The 25,773-nt window shown below is 34.4% G+C and carries 25 protein-coding genes, 1 other RNA gene and 1 other annotated feature; of the genes, 2 read left to right on the top strand and 24 right to left on the bottom strand.

Going from position 1 to position 25,773, the window contains the following annotated elements; all coding sequences use genetic code 11:
- Nucleotides 1-43 precede the first annotated feature (43 nt).
- A complete protein-coding gene (locus tag Q5Y73_RS03285; protein WP_305990406.1) occupies nucleotides 44-694 on the bottom strand; it encodes a TerC family protein in 651 nt (216 codons plus the stop codon).
- 284 nt (nucleotides 695-978) lie between these two features.
- On the opposite strand from Q5Y73_RS03285, the gene Q5Y73_RS03280 reads away from it, so the two are divergent.
- Nucleotides 979-1,677 carry a TerC family protein gene (locus Q5Y73_RS03280; protein ID WP_305990405.1) on the top strand — a complete coding sequence of 233 codons (699 nt, stop codon included), beginning with the start codon at nucleotides 979-981 and terminating at the stop codon, nucleotides 1,675-1,677.
- Here the strand turns inward: Q5Y73_RS03280 and thiI are convergent.
- From thiI to Q5Y73_RS03255, 5 genes are all read right to left on the bottom strand, one after another.
- The gene (gene thiI / locus Q5Y73_RS03275) at nucleotides 1,660-2,862 is read right to left on the bottom strand and encodes a tRNA uracil 4-sulfurtransferase ThiI (protein ID WP_305990404.1); all 1,203 of its coding nucleotides are present in this window, start codon (nucleotides 2,860-2,862) and stop codon (nucleotides 1,660-1,662) included. The genes Q5Y73_RS03280 and thiI overlap by 18 nt on opposite strands.
- A 14-nt stretch (nucleotides 2,863-2,876) precedes the next feature.
- A complete protein-coding gene (locus tag Q5Y73_RS03270; RefSeq protein WP_305990403.1) occupies nucleotides 2,877-4,025 on the bottom strand; it encodes a cysteine desulfurase family protein in 1,149 nt (382 codons plus the stop codon).
- 168 nt (nucleotides 4,026-4,193) lie between these two features.
- The gene (locus tag Q5Y73_RS03265) at nucleotides 4,194-4,574 is read right to left on the bottom strand and encodes a hypothetical protein (protein ID WP_305990402.1); all 381 of its coding nucleotides are present in this window, start codon (nucleotides 4,572-4,574) and stop codon (nucleotides 4,194-4,196) included.
- Nucleotides 4,575-4,604: 30 nt separating this feature from the next.
- Nucleotides 4,605-4,814, bottom strand: coding sequence for a DUF1540 domain-containing protein (locus Q5Y73_RS03260; protein ID WP_305990401.1), 210 nt, complete (start codon nucleotides 4,812-4,814; stop codon nucleotides 4,605-4,607).
- 187 nt (nucleotides 4,815-5,001) lie between these two features.
- Nucleotides 5,002-5,502: a YpuI family protein gene (locus Q5Y73_RS03255; protein WP_305990400.1), complete on the bottom strand. Its 501-nt coding sequence runs from the start codon at nucleotides 5,500-5,502 to the stop codon at nucleotides 5,002-5,004.
- Between the two features lie 183 nt (nucleotides 5,503-5,685).
- Between Q5Y73_RS03255 and Q5Y73_RS03250 the strand changes: the two genes are divergently transcribed.
- Nucleotides 5,686-7,539 carry a S8 family peptidase gene (locus Q5Y73_RS03250; protein WP_305990399.1) on the top strand — a complete coding sequence of 618 codons (1,854 nt, stop codon included), beginning with the start codon at nucleotides 5,686-5,688 and terminating at the stop codon, nucleotides 7,537-7,539.
- A 117-nt stretch (nucleotides 7,540-7,656) separates the two neighbouring features.
- On the opposite strand, the gene rnpB is transcribed toward Q5Y73_RS03250, so the two are convergent.
- From rnpB to yqfC, 18 genes are all read right to left on the bottom strand, one after another.
- Nucleotides 7,657-8,061, bottom strand: an RNA gene (rnpB, locus tag Q5Y73_RS03245) — RNase P RNA component class A.
- Nucleotides 8,062-8,176: 115 nt separating this feature from the next.
- Entirely contained in the window at nucleotides 8,177-9,292 is a 1,116-nt protein-coding gene (locus tag Q5Y73_RS03240; protein WP_305990398.1) for a Nif3-like dinuclear metal center hexameric protein, read from the bottom strand.
- A complete protein-coding gene (locus Q5Y73_RS03235) occupies nucleotides 9,256-10,032 on the bottom strand; it encodes a tRNA (adenine(22)-N(1))-methyltransferase (RefSeq protein WP_305990397.1) in 777 nt (258 codons plus the stop codon). The genes Q5Y73_RS03240 and Q5Y73_RS03235 overlap by 37 nt, the downstream gene beginning before the upstream one ends.
- 275 nt (nucleotides 10,033-10,307) lie before the next feature.
- Complete coding sequence (rpoD, locus tag Q5Y73_RS03230) at nucleotides 10,308-11,429, bottom strand: RNA polymerase sigma factor RpoD (protein WP_305990396.1); 1,122 nt, start codon at nucleotides 11,427-11,429, stop codon at nucleotides 10,308-10,310.
- A gap of 43 nt (nucleotides 11,430-11,472) precedes the next feature.
- Complete coding sequence (gene dnaG / locus Q5Y73_RS03225; RefSeq protein WP_305990395.1) at nucleotides 11,473-13,293, bottom strand: DNA primase; 1,821 nt, start codon at nucleotides 13,291-13,293, stop codon at nucleotides 11,473-11,475.
- A gap of 44 nt (nucleotides 13,294-13,337) precedes the next feature.
- A complete protein-coding gene (locus tag Q5Y73_RS03220) occupies nucleotides 13,338-13,808 on the bottom strand; it encodes a YaiI/YqxD family protein (RefSeq protein WP_371320134.1) in 471 nt (156 codons plus the stop codon).
- 87 nt (nucleotides 13,809-13,895) lie between these two features.
- Entirely contained in the window at nucleotides 13,896-15,971 is a 2,076-nt protein-coding gene (gene glyS / locus Q5Y73_RS03215) for a glycine--tRNA ligase subunit beta (protein ID WP_305990394.1), read from the bottom strand.
- A complete protein-coding gene (glyQ, locus tag Q5Y73_RS03210) occupies nucleotides 15,964-16,854 on the bottom strand; it encodes a glycine--tRNA ligase subunit alpha (protein WP_305990393.1) in 891 nt (296 codons plus the stop codon). The genes glyS and glyQ overlap by 8 nt, the downstream gene beginning before the upstream one ends.
- Nucleotides 16,855-16,942: 88 nt before the next feature.
- Nucleotides 16,943-17,129: a binding site (T-box leader), on the bottom strand.
- A 78-nt stretch (nucleotides 17,130-17,207) separates the two neighbouring features.
- Nucleotides 17,208-17,960: a DNA repair protein RecO gene (gene recO / locus Q5Y73_RS03205; RefSeq protein ID WP_305990392.1), complete on the bottom strand. Its 753-nt coding sequence runs from the start codon at nucleotides 17,958-17,960 to the stop codon at nucleotides 17,208-17,210.
- Between the two features lie 16 nt (nucleotides 17,961-17,976).
- The gene (locus Q5Y73_RS03200) at nucleotides 17,977-18,114 is read right to left on the bottom strand and encodes a YqzL family protein (protein WP_305990391.1); all 138 of its coding nucleotides are present in this window, start codon (nucleotides 18,112-18,114) and stop codon (nucleotides 17,977-17,979) included.
- 145 nt (nucleotides 18,115-18,259) lie between these two features.
- On the bottom strand, nucleotides 18,260-19,156 hold the full coding sequence (era, locus tag Q5Y73_RS03195) for a GTPase Era (RefSeq protein WP_371320133.1): 897 nt from the start codon (nucleotides 19,154-19,156) through the stop codon (nucleotides 18,260-18,262).
- Between the two features lie 28 nt (nucleotides 19,157-19,184).
- Complete coding sequence (locus Q5Y73_RS03190) at nucleotides 19,185-19,574, bottom strand: cytidine deaminase (RefSeq protein ID WP_305990390.1); 390 nt, start codon at nucleotides 19,572-19,574, stop codon at nucleotides 19,185-19,187.
- A gap of 42 nt (nucleotides 19,575-19,616) precedes the next feature.
- The gene (locus Q5Y73_RS03185; protein WP_305990389.1) at nucleotides 19,617-20,300 is read right to left on the bottom strand and encodes a diacylglycerol kinase family protein; all 684 of its coding nucleotides are present in this window, start codon (nucleotides 20,298-20,300) and stop codon (nucleotides 19,617-19,619) included.
- Entirely contained in the window at nucleotides 20,297-20,791 is a 495-nt protein-coding gene (gene ybeY, locus Q5Y73_RS03180) for an rRNA maturation RNase YbeY (RefSeq protein ID WP_305990388.1), read from the bottom strand. The genes Q5Y73_RS03185 and ybeY overlap by 4 nt, the downstream gene beginning before the upstream one ends.
- On the bottom strand, nucleotides 20,769-22,877 hold the full coding sequence (locus Q5Y73_RS03175) for an HD family phosphohydrolase (RefSeq protein WP_305990387.1): 2,109 nt from the start codon (nucleotides 22,875-22,877) through the stop codon (nucleotides 20,769-20,771). The genes ybeY and Q5Y73_RS03175 overlap by 23 nt, the downstream gene beginning before the upstream one ends.
- 17 nt (nucleotides 22,878-22,894) lie before the next feature.
- Nucleotides 22,895-23,863: a PhoH family protein gene (locus Q5Y73_RS03170; RefSeq protein ID WP_305990386.1), complete on the bottom strand. Its 969-nt coding sequence runs from the start codon at nucleotides 23,861-23,863 to the stop codon at nucleotides 22,895-22,897.
- A gap of 161 nt (nucleotides 23,864-24,024) precedes the next feature.
- Nucleotides 24,025-25,221, bottom strand: a complete 1,197-nt coding sequence (gene yqfD / locus Q5Y73_RS03165) for a sporulation protein YqfD (protein WP_305990385.1) — start codon at nucleotides 25,219-25,221, stop codon at nucleotides 24,025-24,027.
- A gap of 19 nt (nucleotides 25,222-25,240) precedes the next feature.
- Entirely contained in the window at nucleotides 25,241-25,528 is a 288-nt protein-coding gene (gene yqfC / locus Q5Y73_RS03160) for a sporulation protein YqfC (protein ID WP_305990384.1), read from the bottom strand.
- Between the last annotated feature and the right edge of the window lie 245 nt (nucleotides 25,529-25,773).

The raw sequence follows: 25,773 nt of genomic DNA, 5'->3' as shown, positions 1-25,773 counted from the left end.
CTACTTCTTTTTATCATTCATAATTTTAATCTGCTAATTTTTGTTATGATTTTTTAGAAAACAATACCCCTGCCAAAAGAACAAATACAGTACAAAACGCTGGAATAAACCAATGAACTGAATGATGAGCATGTTTAAGTAGAATAATTGCCTTTTGATCATTTAATAACATTTCTCCAGCAGTATATCCTAATATCCCTGCTCCAAGATAAACAAATATTGAAAACTTCTCAAGCAATTTCATAAAAAACGTACTTCCCCAAACAATTAGAGGAATACTCATACCAATCCCAAGAAATAATAAAATATAGTCATCTTGTGCAATCGCAGCAATAGCCAACACATTATCTAAACTCATCACAAAATCAGCTACAACAATTGTCCATATGGCTGCTCCTAATGAATAAACTTCTTTAACAGAATGATCATTATCGTTGATAAGCAGTGAAATCGCTATATATAAAAGAAGAGCCGATCCAACCGCCTGAATATACGGAATCTCCAATAAAAAAACCGCACCTACTGTTAAAACTAACCGAAGTATTACTGCACCTGCTGCTCCCCACCATACTGCCTTTTTTTGCTGATGCTGCGGAAGGTTCTTGCTCGCTAATGCTATGACTATGGCATTGTCTCCACTTAATACAATATTAATAATAACAATTTCCACAAGGATTAATAGATTTTCTACCACATCTAACACCACCTATCACAGTTTGTACATGTTTATTCAAGACCAATTCATTCCATGTATGAAAGTTGTCCTTTATTTTCTTGACGAATAAATTAAAATGCATTTATAATATATATAATGAGTTTAGGGGAGTAGCTGTCACAGCAAAGTCGTCATTTCGAGAAGAAACCTTCTCCGGCTTTGTTGGCAACAATACGTTGTTAGCAAGACCTTTACCAATAACATGGTAAGGGTCTTTTTGTTTGGACTCTTACGATGAAATAAAATTTGAAGGAGCGTACACGATGGATTTTTTTACTTTTGAGTTTATTTCCGCACTCATCACCATTATTTTTATTGATTTAGTATTAGCAGGTGATAACGCAATAGTGATTGGTCTAGCAGCTAGAAATTTACCAAAACACCAACAGAAAAAAGTAATCATTTTAGGTACAGCTGGAGCTATAGGAATACGTATTGTCGCTACGATTTTTGTTGTATGGTTATTAGAAATTCCTTGGTTATTGCTCATTGGAGGTTTATTGCTGATTTGGATCGCTTATAAGCTTTTAGTGGATGATGCAGATCATGATATTAATGCTGCGAAAAGTATGTGGGCAGCGGTTTGGACTATTGTCGTTGCAGATGCATCTATGGGGTTAGATAACGTTATAGCCGTTGCTGGTGCAGCAGATGGAGAGTTTTTATTAGTGATATTAGGATTGTTAATTAGTGTACCAATTATCATATGGGGTAGCACTTTGTTTATTAAAGTAATCGAACGTTTCCCTATCATCATCTATTTCGGTTCCGGAATATTGGCCTATACAGCAGCTAAAATGATCACAAAGGAAGCTCAATTAAGTACTTTCTTTGAAAACAACACATCATTAAAATGGATTATTGTTATCGCCATTGTCATTGGTGTACTTGCAGCAGGTAAATTAATGAATTCAAGAAAAGAAAAAAGAGCCCAAATTCAAGGCTCAAAACAAATGACTTAATTTTTCTTCTTCTTGTTTAGATACAATAATGGTTTCCGTATTCTCAACTGCATCTTCTATGCTTTGCGGAAGCCATTCCATTGTTTCTTCAATTCTCTCAACCACACCTAAGTTAGGATTTGTGGATGGATTTTTGGGTAGGAATATAGTACAGCAATCCTCATATGGAAGTATGGAAATATCAAACGTATTAATATCTTCAGCTATCCTAATAATTTCATTTTTATCCATCGTAATTAAAGGGCGCAATATTGGCATGCTAGTGGCACGACCTATCACATTCAAACTCGACAATGTTTGACTTGCCACTTGACCTAAATTATCTCCTGTTATAATTCCTAAATTCCCATTTTTCTCTGCTAATTTTTCAGTAATTCTTAACATCGCTCTTCGCATGAATGTAATGATTAGATTCTTTCGAGGATGTTCATTAAACTTCGTTTGAATTTCAGTAAACGGTACAATATGCACCTTCATCTTACCAGAGTAATTTGTCAACTCTTTAGCTAAATCAATCACCTTTTGTTTTGCTCGCTCACTAGTAAATGGTGCACTATGAAAGTGGACTGCTTCTAATTTCATCCCTCGCTTCATCGCTAGGTAACCTGCAACAGGACTGTCAATTCCCCCCGATAACATTAACATGGATTTACCACTGCTTCCTAGTGGAAAACCACCGAGGCCAGGAATGATCTCCGAGTAGATAAATGTACCTTCTTCCCTTACTTCTACTTTTAAAATAACATCAGGTTCATGTACATTTACTTTTAATCCTGGGGTATGGTGCAATACGTATCCACCTATTAAGTGGTTAAGCTCTTGCGAGTCATGAGGGAAATGTTTGTATGCTCTACGAACCGAAACCTTAAAGGTTTTTGGTTTTGGTGAAACATTGTTCATTAATTCCAAGCTAACTTTTCTCATGGCTTCGAGTTCAGTGTCTACTTTGTTTACAGGACTAAAAGAAACAAGTCCAAATATTTTCTTTAACTGTTCAGCAATGTCCTTAAACGGCTCTCCATTTAATTGGATATATACTCTACCGTAATTTTTTATGATTTGAATATTAGGATATGATTTCAAAAAATCTCGTAATTGAGTTAACACTCGATTTTCAAACACACTTCGATTTCTACCTTTTAAAGTAAGTTCTCCCAAACGAAGTAATATATAATCTGGCTTCATCTTTATTTCTCCCCCTATTTTCTAAAACCTTTATACTCTTGTACAACCTGCTCAAGTTGTGTGCACAACATATCAATATCGTTATTAGAATGATCAGCAGACATACTAATACGTATACCACTATTCGCATTGCTTCTAGATGCTCCCATTGCTTCAAGTACACGGCTTGGCTTGCTTTCTCCAGAAGCGCATGCAGAACGAGTGGAAACATAAATCCCTTTTTTTTCTAGAGCATGAATAATCACTTCAGATTTCATCCCTGTAAAAGAAAAATGTACGATATGTGGTGCCATCTGGTATAAGTCATTAGAACCATTTAATTTAAGTTCAGGAATTTGAATAATAAAATCAGTCGTTCTTTTCCTTAATTGATACAAATGATCTTCGTTTTTCTTTTGTTTATCCATTGAAATTCGAACCGCTTTGGCCATACCTACAATCTGAGGGACATTTTCAGTTCCAGAACGGTAACCTCCTTCTTGTCCACCACCAGACAATAAAGGAAAAAGTTTAATTCCATCCCTGTAATATAATACACCAACACCTTTAGGACCATTTAACTTATGTGCAGATATGCTTACTAAATCGATATTCCACTGTTTTGGAAATATAGAAATTTTACCAATACTTTGAATGGCGTCTACATGAAAAAAAATCCGTTTGTATTTGAATAATAAATTAGCAATTTCTTCGATAGGTTGGATGGTTCCAACCTCATTATTCACATGCATGACGCTGACTAATATCGTTTCATCTGTTATAGCTTGTTGCAAATCATATATAGAAACCTGTCCCGTATGATCTACAGGTAAATAAGTCACTTTAAATCCTAATTTTTCAAGCTGTTTAAAACTTTCATACACGGATGCATGTTCTATTTCAGTAGTAATTAAATGTTTTCCTCTGTTTTGATATTGAAATGCAATTCCTTTGATTGCCAAGTTATTGCTCTCAGTGCCTCCTGAGGTGAATATAAGCTGCTCACTGTCTATATTTAATGATTCTGCCATTACATGCTTGGCTGTTCTTATTAAATTCTCAGCGTCGATACCTAGTTGATGAAGTGAAGATGGATTACCATAATAATTCTTCATGACTTCTGAAACCGTTTCTGTCACTTCAGGAAATGGAGGTGTTGTAGCTGAGTGGTCAAAATAATACATTTTTATAACCCCTTTAAAACACAATGATTTCTCTCCTCCACCGATTTTACACAATACACTCACAAAAGTGAAGTAAATAAACCCCAAAACCTCAGTAGGTGAAGATAAGTTCTAGATATTATACAAAAAAACAAACCCAATAAAATAGGGCTTGTTTTTTTTGCAAACCTAGGTGTACAGAGGCAACACCATATAAGCTAAGAATGCAATAACACCAAGTGCAATGGACCATCCGCCTAATGTACGGCTCCCTTGATACCATGCAATAAAACCAAATACAGCAGCAGCAGGACCTAACACTAACGGATAAATAAACCATGAAGCAAGAGCAAATACAAGTGAAATAATACCTAAGGTTGTGTTCGCTCCTACATCTGTTTCTGCTGAATCACGAAGGGATTCGTTTCGTTCTCGATTAAAATTAGCTACGTTAAATGGTGCATACTCAGCAGCAAATTCTTCATCAAATTCTTGCGTGGTTTCATTTGACATATCATTGCCCATTCGATTTTCTTCGAAATTTTCTGATTCTCTATTTTCCGTGTCCATGTCTAACCTCCTTTGCAACCACAGATGAAGTTATGACTTTCTTTTAAATGTGTGGCAGCATGTATTTGATTCCTTTGTCGCATTATCTTGATGGTTGGAATCAAAGCCTTCTCCAGCAAATTCCTCATTAAAATTTGCATTTGCATGCTGATCTACTTCAATCATAATTTGATTAGCATTGCAATTATTACCAGATGCCCAATATTCACAATTTGCTACACTGCATTTTACTTGCGGCATTATGATCACCCCCATCATTATTTTTCCTTACTGGCTAAAATCTATACTTGCATTTATTTTTCCAAATCAGGTTCTGAGTTTAGATTGGCGAGCCTTAAACACGAAAACAGGTATTTATAAATACTTAAAGTGTAAGAAAAAACCACCCTAAAGGATGGTTTCATTCAATTTTTTATTCTTTTATTATTTAAACGCTTTTACCCTGCAGCTTCTTTTCAGTCATGTAATCTGTTTCATAAAATGCTAAGTCTTCTCTTAGTTCTTCAAATATTTTAGACAGTTCAAGAATAAGATTCCTAATTTCACGAGAAGGTTTTTTCCTAAATCGAATAGCATCTTGTCCTGTATAAGCATATCTACCATCTTCTGCATAACATTCATGTTTAGGGTAGAAAAATGAATTTACACACTTGTGATAAACATCAAAAAGTACTTTTTCCGAATAGTCTAAATTAAAATTTGGTCTTCTTAAACAAATTCCAAGTTTTTCGTATGAAACTTCAGAAAAAACAAGTAAATGTCTCGCATCAGATAAAATCTTCCTATAAAATTGTTCCATTTCAAAATCATTGTCTATGTTTAGTTGAGTTAGTGAATGATGATTCAAAAATGTTTCTGTTTTTTCAATGACTCCCTTTAATTTTCCTTTTGTAGTTTCACATAAATTTTTTACATTGTCCTTAGTCATAAATAGATCCTCCTTAAACTGACAACCAACCCTTAATGACTATATTTTAATCGTAACATAGATTGCACAGCTTTTCATGTAATTGATGTTAATGAAATGTATAAAAGAACAGCTTTTTTTAGAATCTAAAGATATTCTATACCTACACGAATGAACTTTCAATATGTTTTAGGAGGGTTTTAGATGAAATTTTATAAAATTGCACTTCCTCTCGTTGTAGTTACAGCTTTTGCTCTAATTGTAATTCCACAAGGAGATCAAAAAAAAGATGAAAAAAATACACGTATTTATACAGATCAAAATACAGAAATAAAAGTGAAAGAATCTGTGATGAAGCAAGATGTGAATATTTCAAATGATCTTTGTAGAATCCAGTGTACTAGACATTTCAACAAAGCTTTAAATGAATTAAATAATTCAGATGATAAAAAGTCAATTTTGTCTCAAATGAAAAAAAATCATAAAAATGTAGTTCAAGTAATGTGGACTAACCTAAATGATACAAATCAAGCGATATCAGTAGGAAATAAAGATCAAAATTTAACAACGAAAGTACAGGAGTATTTAAAGAGCGAAGGCAATGAAATTTTAAAACAAAATAAAATTTATCAATCAGAAACTTTTCAATATAATAAAGACCAATATTTTATTTTGGGAGTACCTTCAGAAAACAAAACATTTTCATTAATTGGTTTAATTAAACAAGATCTGTTAAATCAAGTAGCTGTCGAACAAAAGAAAAATTTAAGAATTGTGCCATATCCAAGTGATAAAAGATATGGCGTTAAGTCAGTGGATTCTGAAACATTACAAGATGTAAAAGTAGATCATCCAGAACAAAATGTAGGAACAAGCCATTATCACTTGAAAGAAATTGTAGTTAAATTTAACAATGACCCTTCAGAAGTTGATTTACAGCAAATTCAATCTGATATTAGAGCAACTTCTATGAAGAAGCTGGGATATACCTATGTATTTAGCTCTGATACAATGGATGCCGAGCAAATGATGAGTTATTTTAATAGATGGGATATTGAATATACAGAACCCCATTATTTATATATGACAAACGAAGCAGTTGAATATGAACCTAATGATATATTATTCAATCCTTATCAATGGAACCTCCCCATGATTAATACTTTGCAAGGATGGGACTTAAGCAAAGGCAGTCAAAACGTAACAGTAGCAGTTATTGATACGGGAGTAGATTTGAGTCATCTTGACTTAAAAGGTCAACTTGTGGAAGGGGCTAATTTTGTAAATGAAGATGAGCAGCCCTTAGATGATGTAGGACATGGAACACATGTAGCAGGCATTATCTCTGCGTCAGTAGATAATTCAGAAGGTATTGCAGGAATGAGTTGGTACAATAAAATCATGCCCATCAAAGTTCTTGATTCAACAGGTGCAGGAAGCACCTATGCAGTTGCACAGGGTGTGATATGGGCGACGGATAATGGGGCAAAAGTGATTAATATGAGCTTAGGAAATTATGCTGAGACACAATTCCTTCATGATGCGATAAAATATGCCTATGACAAAGATGTAGTTTTAATTGCTGCTACAGGAAATGACAACACAGATCAACCTGGTTATCCTGCAGCATACCCTGAAGTGCTAGCGGTTTCAGCGACAGATGAATCATCAAATAAAGCAGATTTCTCTAATTATGGTGATTATCTTGATGTAATGGCACCTGGAGTGAATATTGCAAGCACTTACCCTGATGGTCAATATGCTGCACTATCTGGTACTTCTATGGCTAGCCCACATGTTTCAGCTCTAGCTGCAATGATTCGTTCTTTAAACCCTTCATTGAAAAATGTAGAGGTTTTGGATATTATACGAAATACATCTGTTGATTTAGGGGATGCAGGGAAAGATAACTATTATGGATTTGGAATGATTCAAGTTGAAAGAGCATTACAAAATGCAAGTGGAAATCAAGCTACAAAATCAAAGGAAAATAAATCTTGGTTTCAAAGATTGATTGAATCACTAACTCCTAATAAAAATCCCTCAACTGTGGAGTAAAGGGTGAATATGTGATTGATTATGTGATTGATTTTTATGCCACGAAAGCGACATGTAATTCCCTATATTCAAAATAAAAGGAGTGGAACATTCCACTCCCTTTTAACGACCTATTATTTAGAAAGTTTGCCATAAGCCGGGTTCTGTACCTTCCAGTGGTATTAACGGGTGTCACCCCTCCCACCAATGAAGTAACAATCATCTATCTAGGCTGTATATTACTATACAGCTCAAGCGACCAACCTAAACGCACCTCGGGCTAAGGTTGTGATAGTCATCACTGCGTTTCATTAGGTCTTGCTCCAAGTGGGGTTTACCAGGAAATATGTCACCATAAATCCTCGTGGTCTCTTACACCACGGTTCCACCCTTACCTGTGCATACATAGGTATGCCATCGGCGGTCCATTTCTGTGGCACTATCCTTCAACTCGCGCTGACTGGACGTTATCCAGCACCCTGCCCTGTGGAGCCCGGACTTTCCTCTCGAGATATAATCTCCAGCGATTGTTCGTCAAACTTTCCGTCACGAAGAATAGTATAACAGATTGAATTCATAAATAACAAGCACTTAATTTTAGAAATTCAAGAAAAAATTCACATTTACTAAGTGTAGCTTACTTTTATGTATTCTCGCGTTATAAAAAAGTAAACGGATCCGTGTTTATATTTGATTCCAGAACATTAGTTCCTATATTTTTGGAATCAAACTCCTTTTGCAAATATCCAGCAACGTGTTTAATCATGATCTTTTCAGCGTGATGTCCCGGATCTATTATGGACATCCCATCCGCTAAAGCATCTTGAGCTGTATGAAAGTCTATATCTCCTGTAATTAAAACGTCTGCTCCAGCGTATTTCGCCTGCTGAACATATCTGCTGCCAGATCCACCAAGAACAGCCACCTTATGAATAGGTTTATTTAAAATCCCAACTGTTTTTACCATAGTCACATCATAATTTAATTTAACTAACTCTGAAAGCTCCTCAAGCGTTTTTATTCTAGGTAAACGTCCAACTCTACCTAACCCAAAACTTTTCCCTTTCAAATCCATAGGATATAAATCATAAGCAACCTCTTCGTATGGGTGAGCCTTCAACATGGCTTGAATGACTTTCCTCTGGATACTTTGAGGTACTATTGTTTCTATTCGAATTTCATTTACTTTAGTTAGTTTACCTTGTTCACCTATATATGGATCAGTATCAACATGGGGCAAAAAAGTACCTTCCCCTTTAATATTAAAGCTGCAATGACTATAATCACCAATCCAGCCCGCACCAGCTGCAAAGATAGATTTTAATACATTATTGTGGGCTTCCTCAGGAACAAAAACTACAAGTTTATTTAATTTTTCTGTATGCACTTCTTCAAGTGGTGAAAGGTCTTTTAATCCTAATGCATTGGCCATCATATCATTTATGCCACCTTCAGCAACATCCAGATTCGTATGAGCAATATAAACAGCAATATCGTGTTTAATACACTTCTCATATATCCTACCTGCCGAAAAGTCTGTTCTAATATGTTTTAATGGTCTAAATATGATCGGGTGATGTGCAATAATCAACCCAACATCATTTTCAATCGCCTCATCTACTACTTGTTCAGTTACATCTAGTGTAACCATAACATTGTCAATTTTTTTATTTAGTGTCCCTAACTGTAATCCAATTTTATCATCAGGAACTGCGTAATATTTAGGAGTCCACTGCTCTAAGAGCTGAATGATGGTTTGTCCGTTTGCAGACATTTGATTACCTCCTTTAATTGATTTACTTCAGTTATAAATTCTTTTTTCTTCTTTGCTGCCTCATCTAAATGAGACTGGGATAATTGTTGAATGACTTTTTCTCTCTTATCGATTTCTCTATTCCACTTTTTCACGAAAATAGAAGAAGCGTTACTTAATAAATAAGGACCCATCATTATTTTTAGCTTAGTTGTAACTTTTGTTTGACACTCCGATAAAATATCTTCTTCAGAAAATAAATGTTCATTCTCCTCATCAGCATTTCCACTTCGATCAGCTACAATAATTTCATAAATTTTTCCATCTTCCTCCAATATTTCCTCTTCAGCTAGTTTCCAATGATGATCTAAACACCATTGCCTTACTTTATCCTCTGCCATATTTGGTTGAAGTATTAAACGGCTTACACAGGTATAATCAAAGGGTTGATCTAGGATATTAGTTATCAATCCTCCCCCCATTCCTGCAATTACGATTGTATCAATTTCATTTTGTTTAATAACCTCTAGACCATTTCCAAGCCTGACCTGAATCACGCTTTGAAGATTTGCACCTTCTACTTGCTTTTTGGCCGCTTCATAAGGTCCTTGATTGACCTCACCAGCAACTGCATGTTTGATTCGATCTTTCTGTGCTAAATAAGTAGGTAATAAAGCATGGTCTGAACCTATATCTGCGAGTTTACTATTAGGCAAAACTTTTTCTGCTATCGTTTTCAGCCTTTTAGATATGATTACCATTATTATAACAACTCCAATTATTATTCTTCTTTGTAATCCATCACCTTAGTTCAAAGACTCCTATTGAAGTCCTAGAAGATGTTGTCTAATGTTAGAAAAAAACATTTTTTAAAATTTGCATTAAAAATGGAAAAGAGTTAAACTAAATATGACTTAAACAGAAAATCCACAATATTGAAAAAAATAACAACTATTATGTAGAGCTATGGACCCATCAAATAAAAACAAAAGACCCCACTGCAAGCAGAAAGGTCTTCAAATGAACCAAAAAAATATTATTCAAGAAAATCTTTTAATCTTTTACTTCGGCTTGGATGTCTCAGTTTTCTTAACGCTTTTGCTTCAATTTGTCTAATACGCTCACGGGTAACTCCGAATACTTTCCCTACTTCTTCTAAAGTTCTCGTACGTCCATCATCCAAACCAAATCTTAAACGTAGTACATTTTCTTCACGTTCGGTTAAAGTATCAAGGACATCTTCTAACTGCTCTTTAAGCAATTCATAAGCTGCAGCATCAGAAGGTGCTAAAGCCTCTTGATCCTCAATAAAATCACCTAAGTGTGAATCATCCTCTTCCCCAATTGGTGTTTCTAATGAAACCGGCTCTTGAGCAATTTTCATAATTTCACGAACTTTATCTGTGCTTAATTCCATTTCTTCTGCAATTTCTTCCGGTGCAGGCTCACGTCCCAAGTCTTGTAGCAGTTGACGAGAAACTCGAATCAACTTATTAATGGTTTCAACCATATGTACAGGAATTCGAATGGTTCTAGCTTGGTCTGCAATGGCACGAGTAATCGCTTGACGAATCCACCAAGTTGCATAAGTACTAAATTTATAACCTTTTGTATGATCAAATTTTTCTACTGCTTTAATCAGACCCATATTTCCTTCTTGAATTAAATCAAGGAATAACATACCACGTCCAACATATCTTTTAGCTATACTTACAACCAGACGAAGATTTGCTTCAGCTAATCTCTTTTTAGCTTCTTCATCACCTTCTTCAATTCTTATGGCTAAATTGACTTCTTCCTCAGCCGATAATAATTGCACACGCCCAATTTCCTTTAAATACATGCGAACGGGATCATTAATTTTAATTCCTGGTGGTAATGATAAGTCGTCATCTAATGTAAAATCTTCTGTTTGATTTACTTCAGACGCTATAGGTACATTCACATCTGCTTCATTTGCAATCTCTATCCCTAGTTCAGACAAGTGTTCAAAAAAATCATCAATTTGTTCTGGTTCTTGATCAAAAGGAGATAATTTCTCCATTATAACTTTATAAGTAAGTGATGAACGTTTTTTACCCAAATCAATTAACTGTTCTTTTACTTGATCCAAGCTTAATTCAGTCTCGTCAATTTGAGTTCGTTGATCGTTCGTCATTTGATCCAACTCCCTCCTCCCTAGATTGATATCTATAAGTAATTTACTTTTGGTTTCTCTCTAGGGTTATAATCTCTTTTCCTATTTCTGCAGCCCGTATATAATCTCCTGCACGTTCTGCTTGATCTCTTTCTAATCTCTTTTGTTTTATAATATGCTGCTGAGAAAATTTCTTGATTTGTTTAATGTAATCATCAATAACTTTAGAATTTGTAGCGTGATGGTCACCGATGAGTGAAATTGAACTAGCCACATTCTCTAGCTCATCATTTCGTAGCATGGCCAAAAATTTACTTATATCAGGTTTTTCATGTTGAGCAAAAAAGGCGTATAAATAAGCTGCTATTGCACCATGAATCTCTACATTAAACTGATCACCAATCTCTTTTTCAACATAAGTTGTAATTTGCCGGTTATACATCATAATAGCTAGTAAATTCTTTTCAGCATTATGATAAGCTGGTAATAGTGAAGGGGCAACTTCCTTGCCACTTCCATTCATTACATTATTCCACCGTTTTTCGTTATTATCCCCTTTGCCAAGTTTTTTTTCTAATTCCTGTTTGATCTCAAACATTTCTTGTTTTAATGTTTCAAAGGAATAATCGAAGTCACTAGACATCTCTTTAATGTAATGTTCTCTTTCGGTTGGTGAATCTAGCTGGGCAATGATTTTTAACGCTGATCGAATGTAGCGCAGTCGCTCATTGTCATCATTTAACTTAAAGTTTTTTCGCAAGTACAATATTTTATATTTTGTAGCAGATACTGCATTTTCTATAACCTCTCTTTTAAAACGATCAGATCCATGTGTCATAATGTAATCATCAGGATCCATAAGGTCTGGCAGCATAGCAACATAAACTTGAAATTTCATTTTTTCTAAAATAGAAAGATTTTTTATGGCAGCTGTTTGACCCGCTTCATCCCCATCAAAACATAAAATAATTTGATCAGCATATCGCTTTAAAGTGGTTGCATGTTCTTCAGTGACAGCAGTTCCCATTGTTGCTATCCCATTTAAAACTCCTGCATCCCAAGCCTTGATTACATCAACATACCCTTCAAAAAGAACGATGCGCCCGGTCTTTCTGATTTCTTTTTTTGCCTGATAAAAGTTATACAATGTTTTACTCTTATTAAACAGAATGGTTTCGGGTGAGTTTAAATATTTTGGCTGACCATCACCCAAAATTCTGCCTGCAAAAGCAATTATATTCCCTCTGGCATTCGTTATTGGAAACATGATGCGATCTCTAAATCGGTCTACGTACTGCTGCCGATCAGATTTAGAAAGTAGTCCACCCTCTTCCATTAGAGGAAGTGAAAAATCTCTTTTATGCAAAAAGTCTGATAACGTGTTTCTCATTGCGGGGATATATCCGATCTGAAATTGATTTATTAACTTCATTGAGAAACCCCTTTTTTCCAAATACTGAACAGCATCTTTTCCATGTACTGTATTTTTTAATATATAATGAAAAAAAGTTCCAGATAACTCGTGCGCTTTTAATAGATCAGACTTTTCTTTCTGCTGTTCTGGATTTTCATTATGACCCCCATGCCAATGAAAAGGAATATCAGCATCTTCAGCTAGCTGTTGTACTGCTTCTGGAAATGAGTAGTTTTCTATTTCCATCATAAATTTAATAACATTACCACCAATTCCACAACCAAAGCAATTGAAGATTTGTTTATCGGGCGATACTGTAAATGAAGGAGTTTTTTCAGAATGAAACGGACAAAGACCTTTTAGATTTTTTCCTTGTTTTGATAAATGTACATATTTACTGATAATATCAATAATGTCATTTTGTTTTAAAACCGTTTCGATGACCTCGTCTGGAACACCAATATTTGACACTTAACCACCTTCATCTGCTATTAACAATTTATATTTCGCTATTTTCATTCAATATCCTGCAATTGTTTTAAAAAATTTGTCATTGTTTGTAGAAAATTATTACGATCCTCTTTTGAAAATGGTTTTGGACCTTTGGTAAAATGTCCACTTCTTCTCTTTTTTGCACTTTCATGACGGTTTTCCAGCAAAAAATCAATAGATTGCTCATTATAAAACTTACCGCGCGGTGATATCACTTTTACACTCTTACCTAAACATATAGAAGCTAATCCAAAATCATGCGTAATTAAAATATCACCAGCAGAAATATGATTGGAAATATACAAATCTGCTGACTGATCAGATCGGTCTACTTGAATGTTTACTACACCGTCTTCATTTTTTAAAGAGTGATCAAAGGACGCTACCATCACAACTTGAATTTGAAATTGTTTACCGAGCAGTACAATTTCACTTTTAACGGGACATGCATCAGCATCAACAATCATACGAATATTATGAATTGTTATCACCATTTTCTATTTAGAGTAGCTTAAATTATTATATACGATACTTAAACATAAAAATCCTGCAACTGCTAACAAACAATGTAATCCATTACACTAAATTACTATTTTTTGAAAATCAGCGATTTTAGTTATATCTTCCGATATATTTGCTAATAATGCCAAACGATTTCTTCTTAAATTTTCATTTTCACTCATAACCATTACTTTATCAAAAAACGATGTGATTGGAATTTGCAATTGTTTTAACATCTCAAGAGCTTCTAGTTCTAAAGAGGTTTCTAATTTCTTAGTAAATGAAGAATGAAGTTGATTCCATTTCTGATACAGATCATGTTCAACATTTTCTTCAAAATAGGCTTCCTCTATTTTTTTATTTTCTGCTTTCGATGCTAAATTATTTACACGGTTAAATGATTCTAATGTAATTTTTACATCCGATTGTTCAACAAACTGCATTACAGCCTTTCCTCTACGTACAACAGAAGAAATATCGTTAATATTCGTTGCCATTACAGCATCTATCACGTCATATCTAATGTTCATATCCGTAAGTACATTTTTAACTCTTAATGAAAAAAAGTCGAAACATTTCTCTCTAAGATCGTCCATCTCAGTTTTTAACAAATTACTTTCCTCATACACTGCAAAACAAATATCAAATAAATCAGTTAAATTGACATTAAGTTTTTGATCCAATACGATTTGTACTATCCCCGCAGCACTTCTTCGCAAAGCATAAGGATCTTGTGAACCTGTAGGTACAATTCCAATAGAAAAACATCCTACAATGCTGTCCAATTTATCGGCTATACTCACAATAGCACCAACAATGGATTCAGGAGAACTATCTCCAGAAAAACGCGGTTGATAATGCTGAGAGATAGCACTTGACACAACAGGGTCTTCTCCGGCCTTAAGTGCATAATCCTCTCCCATAACTCCTTGTAATTCTGGGAATTCATAAACCATCTGCGTTACCAAATCAAACTTACATATCATTGATGCTCTTGTAACTTGTCTCTGTACTTTTTCATCAACTGATAAAAACTTAGCGATTTGATCAGATATCGTGCGAATTCTTCGCACTTTATCTCCTACAGTACCAAGTTCTTCATGATATACGATTTTTTCAAGTTTAGCTAATGCTTTATCTATTGGTAAATTCTGATCCTCTTGATAGAAAAATCTTGCATCAGCTAACCTTGCTTTAAGTACTTTTTCATTCCCTCTTGCTACTACATCTAAAGATTTTTTGTCCCCATTTCGTACCGTGATAAAATGAGGTAACAAATTACTTTCATGATCAAAAACAGGAAAGTATCGTTGGTGTTCTCTCATAGAAGTAATTAATACTTCTTGTGGAATTTCCAGAAACTCAGATTGAAATGAGCCATAAAGTGCTGTTGGATATTCAACAAGAAAAAGCACTTCCTCTAATAAATCATCTTTGATTGATACAACCCAATTTTTATCCTTCGCCAACGTATTAATTTGATTATGAATGAGCTGTTTTCTCTCTTCTATATCTACAAAGACAAATGATTCCTTCAATTGAGATACATAAGTAGAAGGATGTTGAATATCTACTTCTTTTCCTAGGAAACGATGTCCCCTTGAAGTTCTTCCTGAATGGACACCCGTAATTTCTAAAGGAATGATTACCTCATCATACAATGCAACAAGCCAGCGTATTGGACGAACATATTTCAAATCATGTTTGCCCCATCTCATATTTTTAGGATAAACCATTGAAGTAATAATTTTACTAATCCCATCTGAAAGAATGCTTTTTGTTTCAATACCGATCTCATTTTTCACAGCATGTACATATTCAATTCCCTTTAACTCTTTAAAAAACAAATCAGATGGTTCTACCCCTTGACTACGAGCAAATCCTAAAGCTGCTTTACTCCATTCCTCTTGTTCATTTAGAGCAATTTTTTTGGATGGGCCTTTCACTTCACTTCTTAAGTCAGGTTGTTTTGTTGATACTTCATTTACAACTACAGCTAATCTGCGAGGAGTAGCAAATACTTTTGTTCCAGAAAAATGTATACGGGAATCTGATAACCATTCACTTATTTTCTTTTCTAATAAATTGGCAGCATCACGAATAAATCTGGAAGGTATTTCTTCCATTCCAATTTCGATCAATATATCTTTATTCATTGTTACTCCCTCCTTTACCTTCTAGAAGTGGAAATCCCAAACGTTCTCTTTCTTGTAAATAAGTTGAAGCACATAATCTTGAAAGATTTCGAACTCTTGTGATATAACCAGTACGCTCTGTTACACTGATGGCTCCCCTTGCATCCAATAGATTAAAGGTATGTGAACATTTTAAAACATAATCATATGCAGGAAAAACCAAATTTTGTTCTAATATTTTCTTTGCTTCTTCTTCATACATATTAAAAAGTGTAAACAGCATTTTTGTATCTGAAATTTCAAAAGTATATTTTGAATGCTCATACTCTGGTTGATGGAATACATCTCGATACTTAACTCCTTCAACCCATTCCAAATCAAAAACATTTTCTTTATCTTGAATATATGAAGCTAATCGTTCCAAACCATATGTAATCTCCACAGCTACAGGATTCGTGTCAATTCCTCCAACTTGTTGGAAATACGTGAATTGAGTAATTTCCATACCATCTAACCATACTTCCCAACCTAATCCCCAAGCACCTAAAGCAGGATGTTCCCAATTATCCTCTACAAAACGAATGTCATGGTCTTCAGCATGAATTCCTAACTGTTTTAAGCTTTCTAAATAAATTTCTTGAATATTGTCTGGAGATGGTTTTAATATAACTTGAAATTGATGATGCTGATATAAACGATTCGGGTTCTCACCATACCTACCGTCCGCCGGTCTTCTAGAAGGCTCTACATAAGCAACATTCCATGGCTCAGGACCAATGCTGCGTAAAAACGTCATTGGATTTAATGTCCCTGCGCCTGTTTCAACATCATACGGTTGAACGATAATGCAATTTTGCTCTGACCAAAATTGCTGCAAGGTTAAAATCATATTTTGAAAATTCACAAAATCACTCTCCTTATATTTAGTAGACTAACTACTTAGCCGACTATCACTTTTTGAGGCAATAAAAAGTCCCTATGTCAATGAATGACATAGGGACGAGATGTTTACCCGCGGTTCCACCCTATTTGATAATGAAGATAACAGCCTCAATTATCCGCTTTATAAATTAGATACTCCAGAATGCCGTTCACCAAATATGTTTGATCAGGCTCCCACCATCCCTGACTCGCTATTCAAGACATTAATAGGTTACTCTTTTCCTTCTCTGTATCTTTAAATGAAAAACAGTTTAAACATTAGTATATTATGATGTTATTAAAATGTCAAATTCAAATCATGCTGAAAATCCATATTTACTTTTGATGATAATTTAAAATTTGATCCAACACATACCGAGATTTAAAATTAATATTCACATGTGCATCCATAAATTCCCTCATAATCATTTTGATTTCATTCTTGATTGGATCGGATATATTTATTTTTCCTAATCTTCTGATATCCATTTGTTGAAACACTTGCAATAGTTTTAAAGCTCGGGCATTTATTTTTTTAACATATTGCTCTTTAGAACTGCACTTGTTACATAGTGTACCTCCTAAAGAAGCTGATATGAACGTGCTGTTGTTTAAATCTGATCCACATGAGATACATTCTGTTAATACTGGGTAATAACCAGCCAGTTCAAGCATTTTTAATTCAAATATATGTGTAATGATTTGGGGGTCTTTATCATCTTGAATAAATTCTAAAGAGGCTACCAATTGTTCAAAAATATAAGCACTACCTTCTTGTTCCTCCAACATTCGATCAACTAATTCAACAAGATAAGAAGCATAAGTAGATTTGAATATATCTAAATTCAATTCATGAAAGGATTTTAATGTTTCGACATCGTTTAATGTACCCATTTTCCCAGTTTTATAATATGTATACTGTGCATAAGTAAATAATTGAGTGACGCTAGAAAGGCGACTCTTTAGCTTCTTCGCCCCTCTAGCCATAACACTCACTTTCCCCATTTCTTTTGTATATATTACAATAATTTTGTTGCCTTCACCATAATCGATCGTACGGATGACAATACCATCTACCTTATACAACATCCTTCTTTCCTCTTCCCTAATTAATCACTCCATCTTCCTCGGGTATGTCTTCCTGCTCTAGTTCTTCTTCATCTTGTTCATTGATTTGCTTGTATAATAAATAAGCGTCGACATCTCCAGTGTTAATAAAATACTTCCACGAAAAATCTCGCATGGCAGTCATTCCTTTCAGTGGCTATGTCGTAAAATGATTGATGTCTTTATTAGCTTAAACATTTATGAACAGAATATCCGAAGTAATTCATACCAGTAAAAATATTCATGGGTGATAAGTGTAAAACGCTCGACTCCATTAAAAATTATTCGTGATGAAAGCCTAAATCCTTAAGTACGATATCTTGGTTGCGCCAGTCTTTTTTAACTTTTACCCAAAGCTCTAGAAAAATTTTTGAACCTAACAATCTCTGCATATCCTGTCTGGATTTTCTTCCTATCTCTTTCAAAACAGAACCATGCTTACCAATAATGATCCCTTTTTGAGATTTTCTTTCAACATAAATTAATGCAGAAATATGCACAACCCCATTATCATCTTGTTTCATTTGCTCAATTTGAACCGCTATAGAATGAGGGACTTCCTCACGTGTAACCTCCAACAATTTTTCGCGTATTAATTCTGCACAAATAAACTGCTCGGGATGGTCAGTCACTTGGTCTTCAGGATAATATTGAGGACCATCAGGTAAATTTTTACGAATTTGATCTAAGAGGGGTTGAATATTATTCCCCATCTTTGCTGATATTGGAACAATTTCTGAAAATTCATATAGATCTTTATATGTAGTAATGATGGGAAGCAATTGCTCAGGATGCACAAGATCAATTTTATTCAACACTAAAATGACAGGAGTTCTGACCGATTTTAGTTGTTCTATAATAAAACGATCCCCTTTTCCAATTCCTTGCTCTACATCGACCACAAATAAAATGACATCCACTTCACTTAATGCATTTTCTACAATACTTAGCATGAACCTTCCTAATTTAGACTTAGGTTTATGAATTCCGGGCGTATCCATAAAAACGATTTGTGTATCATCTTTTGTATATACACCATGTATTTTATTTCTTGTTGTTTGAGGTTTGTCTGACATGATGGCAATTTTCTGTCCAATCACTTGGTTTAAAAATGTAGATTTACCTACGTTAGGTCGACCAATGATGGATACAAACCCCGACTTATATGATTTACTCATAATGATTACTAATTCCTCCTAAATACCTCTATAAATGAAATGCGCCTGGCAGTAATTCTGCAACAGTCGTTTCTGTTTGATCACCTTTTAAATTCACTAATATAACTGGCATTTGTTCAGAGCATAATTCTACCAATACTTGTCTGCATACACCACACGGACTGATTGGATTTTCAGTATCCCCTGCAACTGCAATTGCTTTAAACGATTTTGGTTTATATCCATCTGCAATAGCACGAAACATAGCCGTTCTCTCAGCACAGTTCGTTGGACCATATGCAGCATTTTCTACATTACAGCCTATATGTATTTCTCCATCTTCACTCAGTAATGCTGCGCCAACTTTAAAATTAGAATATGGTGCATAGGCACTATTCATTGCTTCTATAGCTTTATTTATTAATGTTTGCTTGTCCAAACCTTCTCCTCCTTAAATAAACTACCTTCTCTTTACTTTACCCTATACTAAAAAATAAATAAACATTGTCATTACCATACCGAAAAAACTACCAAGCAAAATAGAGTTAAGTTTAACCTTTTTTTGACCTATCAATCCAATTGCGACCAGTACAGATATAAAACATGTCAATAAGATTTGAATGCTTGTCACGTCAGTGAGTATAACAAACGTAAGTGCAGAAGCATTTAATGCTGATATGATGTTGATTTCAATAACCTTTATTTTTTTAAGAATAGAATGTTGAATAATCATTATACATAAAAACACTAAATTAAGCACAACTATGATTCTTATAACGGAGAGCTCATGAGGTTTCACAAATTCTCCAGCTATCCATAAACGAATTGGATGATAAAAAATAACAATGCCAACAATCACAGCAAAAACCGCAGTTACTAGAACAGCAGCTGCGGCAACATCTTTAGCTATTTTAGCCAGTGGATGTACTTCTTGAGTCGTTAAATCAATGGTTTTCTCAATGGCTGTATTGAGTAATTCCATCACAATCACTAAACAAGTCACTAAACAAATAAATAATACTTCCAAATATGACAATTCAAAATAAAGGGCTAGCATGAGTGCGATCACACCCGCAAAAAAATGAAACCTCATATTTTTTTGAGTTGAATACGCATATACCAAACCTTCATAAGCATATCTAAAGCTTTGGAACCATCGAGTCATCTTGTTAATCCTGCTTCTTGCAAAATAGCTTCTTGTTTATCAAACATCTCTTTTTCAGATTGTTCATCCTGATGATCGTATCCAATTAAATGAAGAAATCCATGCACAAACAAAAAACCGATCTCTCTTTGCAAGGAGTGTTCATACTCTTTGCTTTGTTTTTTCGCTGTTGATACGGAGATAATAATATCTCCCAGCATATCATTACTAATCTCATCTATATCCATATCCTCGTCAAAAAAAATCTCCGTCTCCTCATTGGAAGACTCCTGCATAGCAAAGGAAAGCACATCAGTAGGTCGATCGATGTTCCGATAATCCTTATTTAATTGATGGATCGTTTGATCATCAACGAAAGTAAGTGTCACTTCGCCAGATGAAATGTTTTCCAAACTCCCTGCTATCTGCAGTATTGTTTCTAGTTCTTCCACCCACTTATCCGATATTTCAATTTCGTTCTGCTCATTACTACATGCTAACTGTAGCTTCATCTTTAGTGACTCCTTTTTTATCATTGTCTCGACTTGGCAATTCAGGATATTCAATCCTTGAATGAAAAATACCTAATAAAGTTTCTTTTAATGTTTTAGCTATTGTATCAATTTCTTTGAGTGTTAGGTCACATTCATTAAGCTGCTGGTCTTCTAAACGATCTTTTATAATCTTATCTACCATCGTGTTGATTTGATCCATTGTAGGGTTTGACAATGATCGAACCGCTGCCTCAACACAATCACATAAACCTACGATTGCTGCTTCTTTAAATTGTGCTTTTGGTCCAGGATATCGAAAATCTGATTCTTGAATTTCTTCCTCAAACTCTCCAGACAATTCCTGTTGTTTTTTCGCTTTATGATAAAAATACTTAAGTAAAGTTGTTCCATGATGCTGTTCAGCAATATCACAAATAGGTTTAGGCATTTTATGTTCTTTTAACATTTCAACCCCATCTCTTGCGTGAGCTATAATAATCGATTTGCTTAAATCCGGATCAATCGTATCATGTGGATTTTCACTATTAATTTGATTTTCAATAAAATAATTTGGACGTTTCGTTTTCCCAACATCATGATAGAACGAACCCACTCTACACAATAAACCATTTGCTCCAATCGATTCTGCAGCCGCTTCTGACAGATTAGCAACCATCACACTATGGTGATATGTACCAGGTGTTTCAGTCAACAGCTTTCTCAACATTGGGTGATTAGGATTAGACAATTCCACTAATTTGACAGAAGAAAGTATTCCAAAAGAGACTTCAAAAAATGGAAGTATGCCTATGACAAATACTGCTGTTAACAAACCATTCATAAGAGCAAAGGTCATAGATAACACAAAGGTTGTAATATTATTCTCATCTGTAAGCAAAAATATAGAAGCAATGCTTAAACATTCCACTAAGGCAATAAATATGCCTGCCTTCAATATACTAGATCTCTGACTGGCTTTATGGACTGCAAAAATAGATGTAAAACTAATTACCGATGCAACTAAACCATATCTGTAATCAAATAGTACATCTGGATTTTCAAAATTAAAAATGATGCTGGCTAATAAGCTGAACAAAATAGAACTAATAAATGCAAGTTTGTAATCCAGCAAAATAGCAATTAACATACTCCCCATTGCTACTGGCGCTAAAAATCCTAGGTATGGATAATCAAGACTTTGTCCTAAAGCAACAATCTTCATTCCTAAAATATTTATGATAAATATAAAGACCAACATCAACAATTGCACATTATTATTATGAAGCTGCAATTTGCTCTGTCTTATATACATATACAGAAATGCAGTAAATAAAATGACTAAGATAGACAACCCGACAATCTGCCAATAGTTTGTTTCTGCAGTATCAGTGGCAGACATAGCATCTTGAGTTGCTACAGCATCATAAAAATAATTAGGAAAAATACTATATCTTACAATTTCAGTAACAAGTATTCTAGAATCATCGTCGCTTAAATTTGATGCATTGACCATTTCAGCCACTTTTCCACGAATGACACTTGCATCCTCAATCTGCTCTTTCATTAAATTAGACACAATACTTTCTGCAACCGGCCTCATCTTGATCACTTCGGCTTGAGATAAACGAGGGAGTTTAAAAAAGGCTTCAACAGGAAAAGTGTATTGCTGATCTATATACTGCTTTTCTATTTCCTGTATTAAAGATACGTTAAAAGAATCTTCAGATTCCTCAGATTCCATTAACAACTTAACATTATCCTCAACAAAAGCATCATATTCTTGTGAGAAATACACACTATATATTTCCGTTTTTACTTCATCTGTTAAGCTAGCGTCAATATTAATTTGTTCTAGTTTATCAAAAATACGATCTAAAAAATCCAATGAATGAATAGAATGCTGAACATAAACAGGTGTATCTTGAATGGACTCCTTCTCATTATCAGCAACTCCCGAATTATTATTCGGTACAATCAAATGTTGAAAGACTGAAAAAAAGAAAACTAATACTAAAGTGAGGTAAAGAAATAACCTCACAAGTTTACTCTGCTTCCAACCGTTGATAAAGGCTTGTTTTTTATCACTGGATTTTGTAAAAATCATGAAATGTTCAGCCCCTCTTATTCCTTATTCGTATAGTCTTGATAGGCTACAATAATTTGCTGTACTAAGGAATGGCGAATAACATCTTGTTCATTAAAGTGAATCATTCCAATTTCCTCAATGTTGCTTAATATGTTCTCTGCTTCAATTAAGCCAGAATTTTTTCCTCTTGGTAAATCAATTTGAGTTCTATCCCCTGTAATCACCATTTTGGAACCAAATCCAAGTCTGGTTAAAAACATTTTCATTTGTTCAGGAGTTGTATTTTGAGCCTCATCCAATATGATGAATGAATCATCTAATGTACGCCCTCTCATATATGCTAATGGAGCGATTTCAATAATGCCTCGTTCCAATGCTTTCGCAACTTGATCTGCGCCTAAAATATCATGCAGCGCATCGTATAAAGGTCTTAAATATGGGTCCACCTTTTCTTGAAGATCCCCTGGTAAAAAACCCAAACTCTCACCGGCTTCTACAGCAGGGCGGGTGAGTATAATTCTTTTCACATCACCAATTTTTAAAGCTTTAACCGCTAAAGCAACTGCAAGATAAGTTTTTCCAGTACCAGCTGGACCGATACCAAAAACGATATCCTTCTTTTTAATCGCAGATACGTAATGATTTTGTCCAATGGTCTTAATATGAATGGGTTTCCCCTTAAAAGTTGTTGTAACCTCACTTTTATATAACTCAAGCAGCTGATCTGCTTGGAATTTTTTGGCTAATTCAAGCGCATACAATACATCTCTCTCAGAAAGAGTATATCCACCTCGGATTAATTCAAGCAGAACCACAAACAAGTGCTTCAAATATGCAACTTCATCAGCATTTCCTTCAATAACAATCTCTGCTTCCCTTGAAAAAATTTTGGAATCACTATGTTGTTCTATGATTTTCAAAAACTTATCGTGGGGTCCAAACAATGATAACCCTTCAGCAGTATCTCGCAATGTTATGGTTTCTTTATTTTTATGTTCAATCAAATACCTCATACTCCTTAAGTAATTGTTAAATGTCTCAATACCTATAGGTTGTTTCATGATTGTTTCATGAAGTCAACTATTGATGTAAATGTAAATTAAATTCTTAAATCCCTATATGTCCAAGTGTATCTGATAACTGTAGAAGAATGCAACAATATCTTCTAAAATATTTCATTAAATTCAGTAATAGGTTGTTCTGTTGTAATATTCTGTTCTACTTCAAACAGGATTTGCATATAAATCATCCCATCTTTTTCATCAGCTTCGATTATATTTTCCTCTACAATTGCAGTTTCGATTCCTGTATTAAAAAGAATATCTGACTTTGCTTGCTGTATACCAACAGCTTTTGCTTCCTCAATACTCAGATTTCTTTCCATTAAATTAGATTCCAGCACCTTTTCATCTATCCAGCCGATATGTAAAGGATATTCCCTCCAACTAAGCATGTGCCTAGACAGTTGGTTCTCAAAACTGCTAAATTCCAAATCCCCAAAACCGTTTATTTTAATGGCTCGATTTCCGAGCACCAAATATTTTCTGTCCTTTACGTTTCCAGTATAGATCTTCACTTCTTGTTTTAGAGGAATTTTCAAATTATATTCATACCATACAAGACCTTTAACCTCTCCTTTAGCAACTACAATTTCTTGATTTTCCTCATCTCCTAATACCCCTGAGATAAGGATATCTCCTTTTTTTACACGATGATTTACTTTTACCATAGGATTTCCTTGTTCGGCAAATATCTTTGTAATAATTGCATCAGAAGTAGAGATTAAGTTTCTTGGATTGTATAAGGGCTCTTCCTCGGGTATCGTTGATTCCACTACTTTAATTTGAATTTTGGTACCCTTCAATTCAACTCCAACCCAGCTGGTTTCAGGCAATCTTTTTGTCAATTCCTTTGCAATTAAATCCAAGTTGTCCATTTTAAATTTAAATTGATATTTATAAAGACCTAAGTCTTCGGCTTCCTCCAAAATATCCTCAGATGTTAATCTTTCATTCCCAATAACCTCTACATTCCATATCAAAGTAGATAATATGAAAATTCCTGCTAAAAACAGAGCTATACCTGAAATGAAAAATTGTCTCTTCATGATCTTGTTCAGAAAAAACGGAGCTCCATATCGTTTTACAACTGTCATTCTACAGCCTGTCTTTTTTAAAAGCGGACGAAGTTTGAAAAAATCGTTAAGATGGATGTGAAACTCAAGCATACCTTCTGATAATCTTTTTACATTCCAAATTTTTATTTTAAATTGAATTAGTTCATTTAAAAGACTTTCAATCGTTTCTCCTCTTACTTTAAGTTTAACATGACCTCTTAAATACGTAATAAGTTGGTACCGCACCGTTCTCCCCCCTAATAAACTATACATCCTTCTGAATGTATTTCACATCTTCTACAACACCTTCAATGAATACTTCCTCTGATAAAATTGCTCTAATCACAAGATCTTTACCTATTATTTCTAAATGGCCGACACTCAACTTCAACGTTAATTTATCTGTTGTAAATTGAACGACACCTCTATGATTTTCCACATACAACTGCATGTTTCCGATCATTGTTATCCTGGGCAAATCAAAAATGACGTCTTTTGGCAAATCAAGAACGTTTGCTGTGAATTTTCGCAGCTTTTTTTTAATGCGGCTCATAAAGCCCCTCCTTTAAAAGGGTCAGCACACAACTATAACCATATACAAATCGATATGATATGAAATGAAGTTTTATGACATAAGATATAGAGAATCTTGTTTTCAGTGAGTGTGAGAATAGAGGTGTTACATTGATGCAGCAGTTTATTCTTGTAGCATAAACTTTGGAAGCTTAGGGTCACTTTTGTGGGTATTTTAAGGGGTACAATGTTATTTATGTGAAACATTGAATTTGTAAACTTAAC

Source organism: Chengkuizengella axinellae (assembly GCF_030730905.1).
Classification (GTDB): Bacteria; Bacillota; Bacilli; order Paenibacillales; family KCTC-33759; genus Chengkuizengella; species Chengkuizengella axinellae.
This window is presented reverse-complemented; position numbering and strand designations above follow the sequence as displayed.

Excerpts from the sequence above, each read along its gene's own strand:
- era (WP_371320133.1), bottom strand. The coding sequence starts at position 19,156 with ATGAGTAAATCATATAAGTCGGGGTTTGTATCCATCATTGGTCGACCT.
- thiI (WP_305990404.1), bottom strand. The coding sequence starts at position 2,862 with ATGAAGCCAGATTATATATTACTTCGTTTGGGAGAACTTACTTTAAAA.
- Q5Y73_RS03265 (WP_305990402.1), bottom strand. The coding sequence starts at position 4,574 with ATGGACACGGAAAATAGAGAATCAGAAAATTTCGAAGAAAATCGAATG.
- Q5Y73_RS03255 (WP_305990400.1), bottom strand. The coding sequence starts at position 5,502 with ATGACTAAGGACAATGTAAAAAATTTATGTGAAACTACAAAAGGAAAA.
- Q5Y73_RS03200 (WP_305990391.1), bottom strand. The coding sequence starts at position 18,114 with ATGCGAGATTTTTCGTGGAAGTATTTTATTAACACTGGAGATGTCGAC.
- glyS (WP_305990394.1), bottom strand. The coding sequence starts at position 15,971 with ATGAATAAAGATATATTGATCGAAATTGGAATGGAAGAAATACCTTCC.
- ybeY (WP_305990388.1), bottom strand. The coding sequence starts at position 20,791 with ATGAAGCTACAGTTAGCATGTAGTAATGAGCAGAACGAAATTGAAATA.
- Q5Y73_RS03220 (WP_371320134.1), bottom strand. The coding sequence starts at position 13,808 with ATGGTGATAACAATTCATAATATTCGTATGATTGTTGATGCTGATGCA.
- rpoD (WP_305990396.1), bottom strand. The coding sequence starts at position 11,429 with ATGACGAACGATCAACGAACTCAAATTGACGAGACTGAATTAAGCTTG.
- Q5Y73_RS03240 (WP_305990398.1), bottom strand. The coding sequence starts at position 9,292 with ATGTCTGCAAACGGACAAACCATCATTCAGCTCTTAGAGCAGTGGACT.
- Q5Y73_RS03175 (WP_305990387.1), bottom strand. The coding sequence starts at position 22,877 with ATGATTTTTACAAAATCCAGTGATAAAAAACAAGCCTTTATCAACGGT.
- Q5Y73_RS03235 (WP_305990397.1), bottom strand. The coding sequence starts at position 10,032 with ATGGTAATCATATCTAAAAGGCTGAAAACGATAGCAGAAAAAGTTTTG.
- Q5Y73_RS03250 (WP_305990399.1), top strand. The coding sequence starts at position 5,686 with ATGAAATTTTATAAAATTGCACTTCCTCTCGTTGTAGTTACAGCTTTT.
- Q5Y73_RS03280 (WP_305990405.1), top strand. The coding sequence starts at position 979 with ATGGATTTTTTTACTTTTGAGTTTATTTCCGCACTCATCACCATTATT.
- Q5Y73_RS03185 (WP_305990389.1), bottom strand. The coding sequence starts at position 20,300 with ATGACTCGATGGTTCCAAAGCTTTAGATATGCTTATGAAGGTTTGGTA.
- recO (WP_305990392.1), bottom strand. The coding sequence starts at position 17,960 with ATGTTGTATAAGGTAGATGGTATTGTCATCCGTACGATCGATTATGGT.
- Q5Y73_RS03260 (WP_305990401.1), bottom strand. The coding sequence starts at position 4,814 with ATGCCGCAAGTAAAATGCAGTGTAGCAAATTGTGAATATTGGGCATCT.
- yqfC (WP_305990384.1), bottom strand. The coding sequence starts at position 25,528 with ATGAGCCGCATTAAAAAAAAGCTGCGAAAATTCACAGCAAACGTTCTT.
- Q5Y73_RS03270 (WP_305990403.1), bottom strand. The coding sequence starts at position 4,025 with ATGTATTATTTTGACCACTCAGCTACAACACCTCCATTTCCTGAAGTG.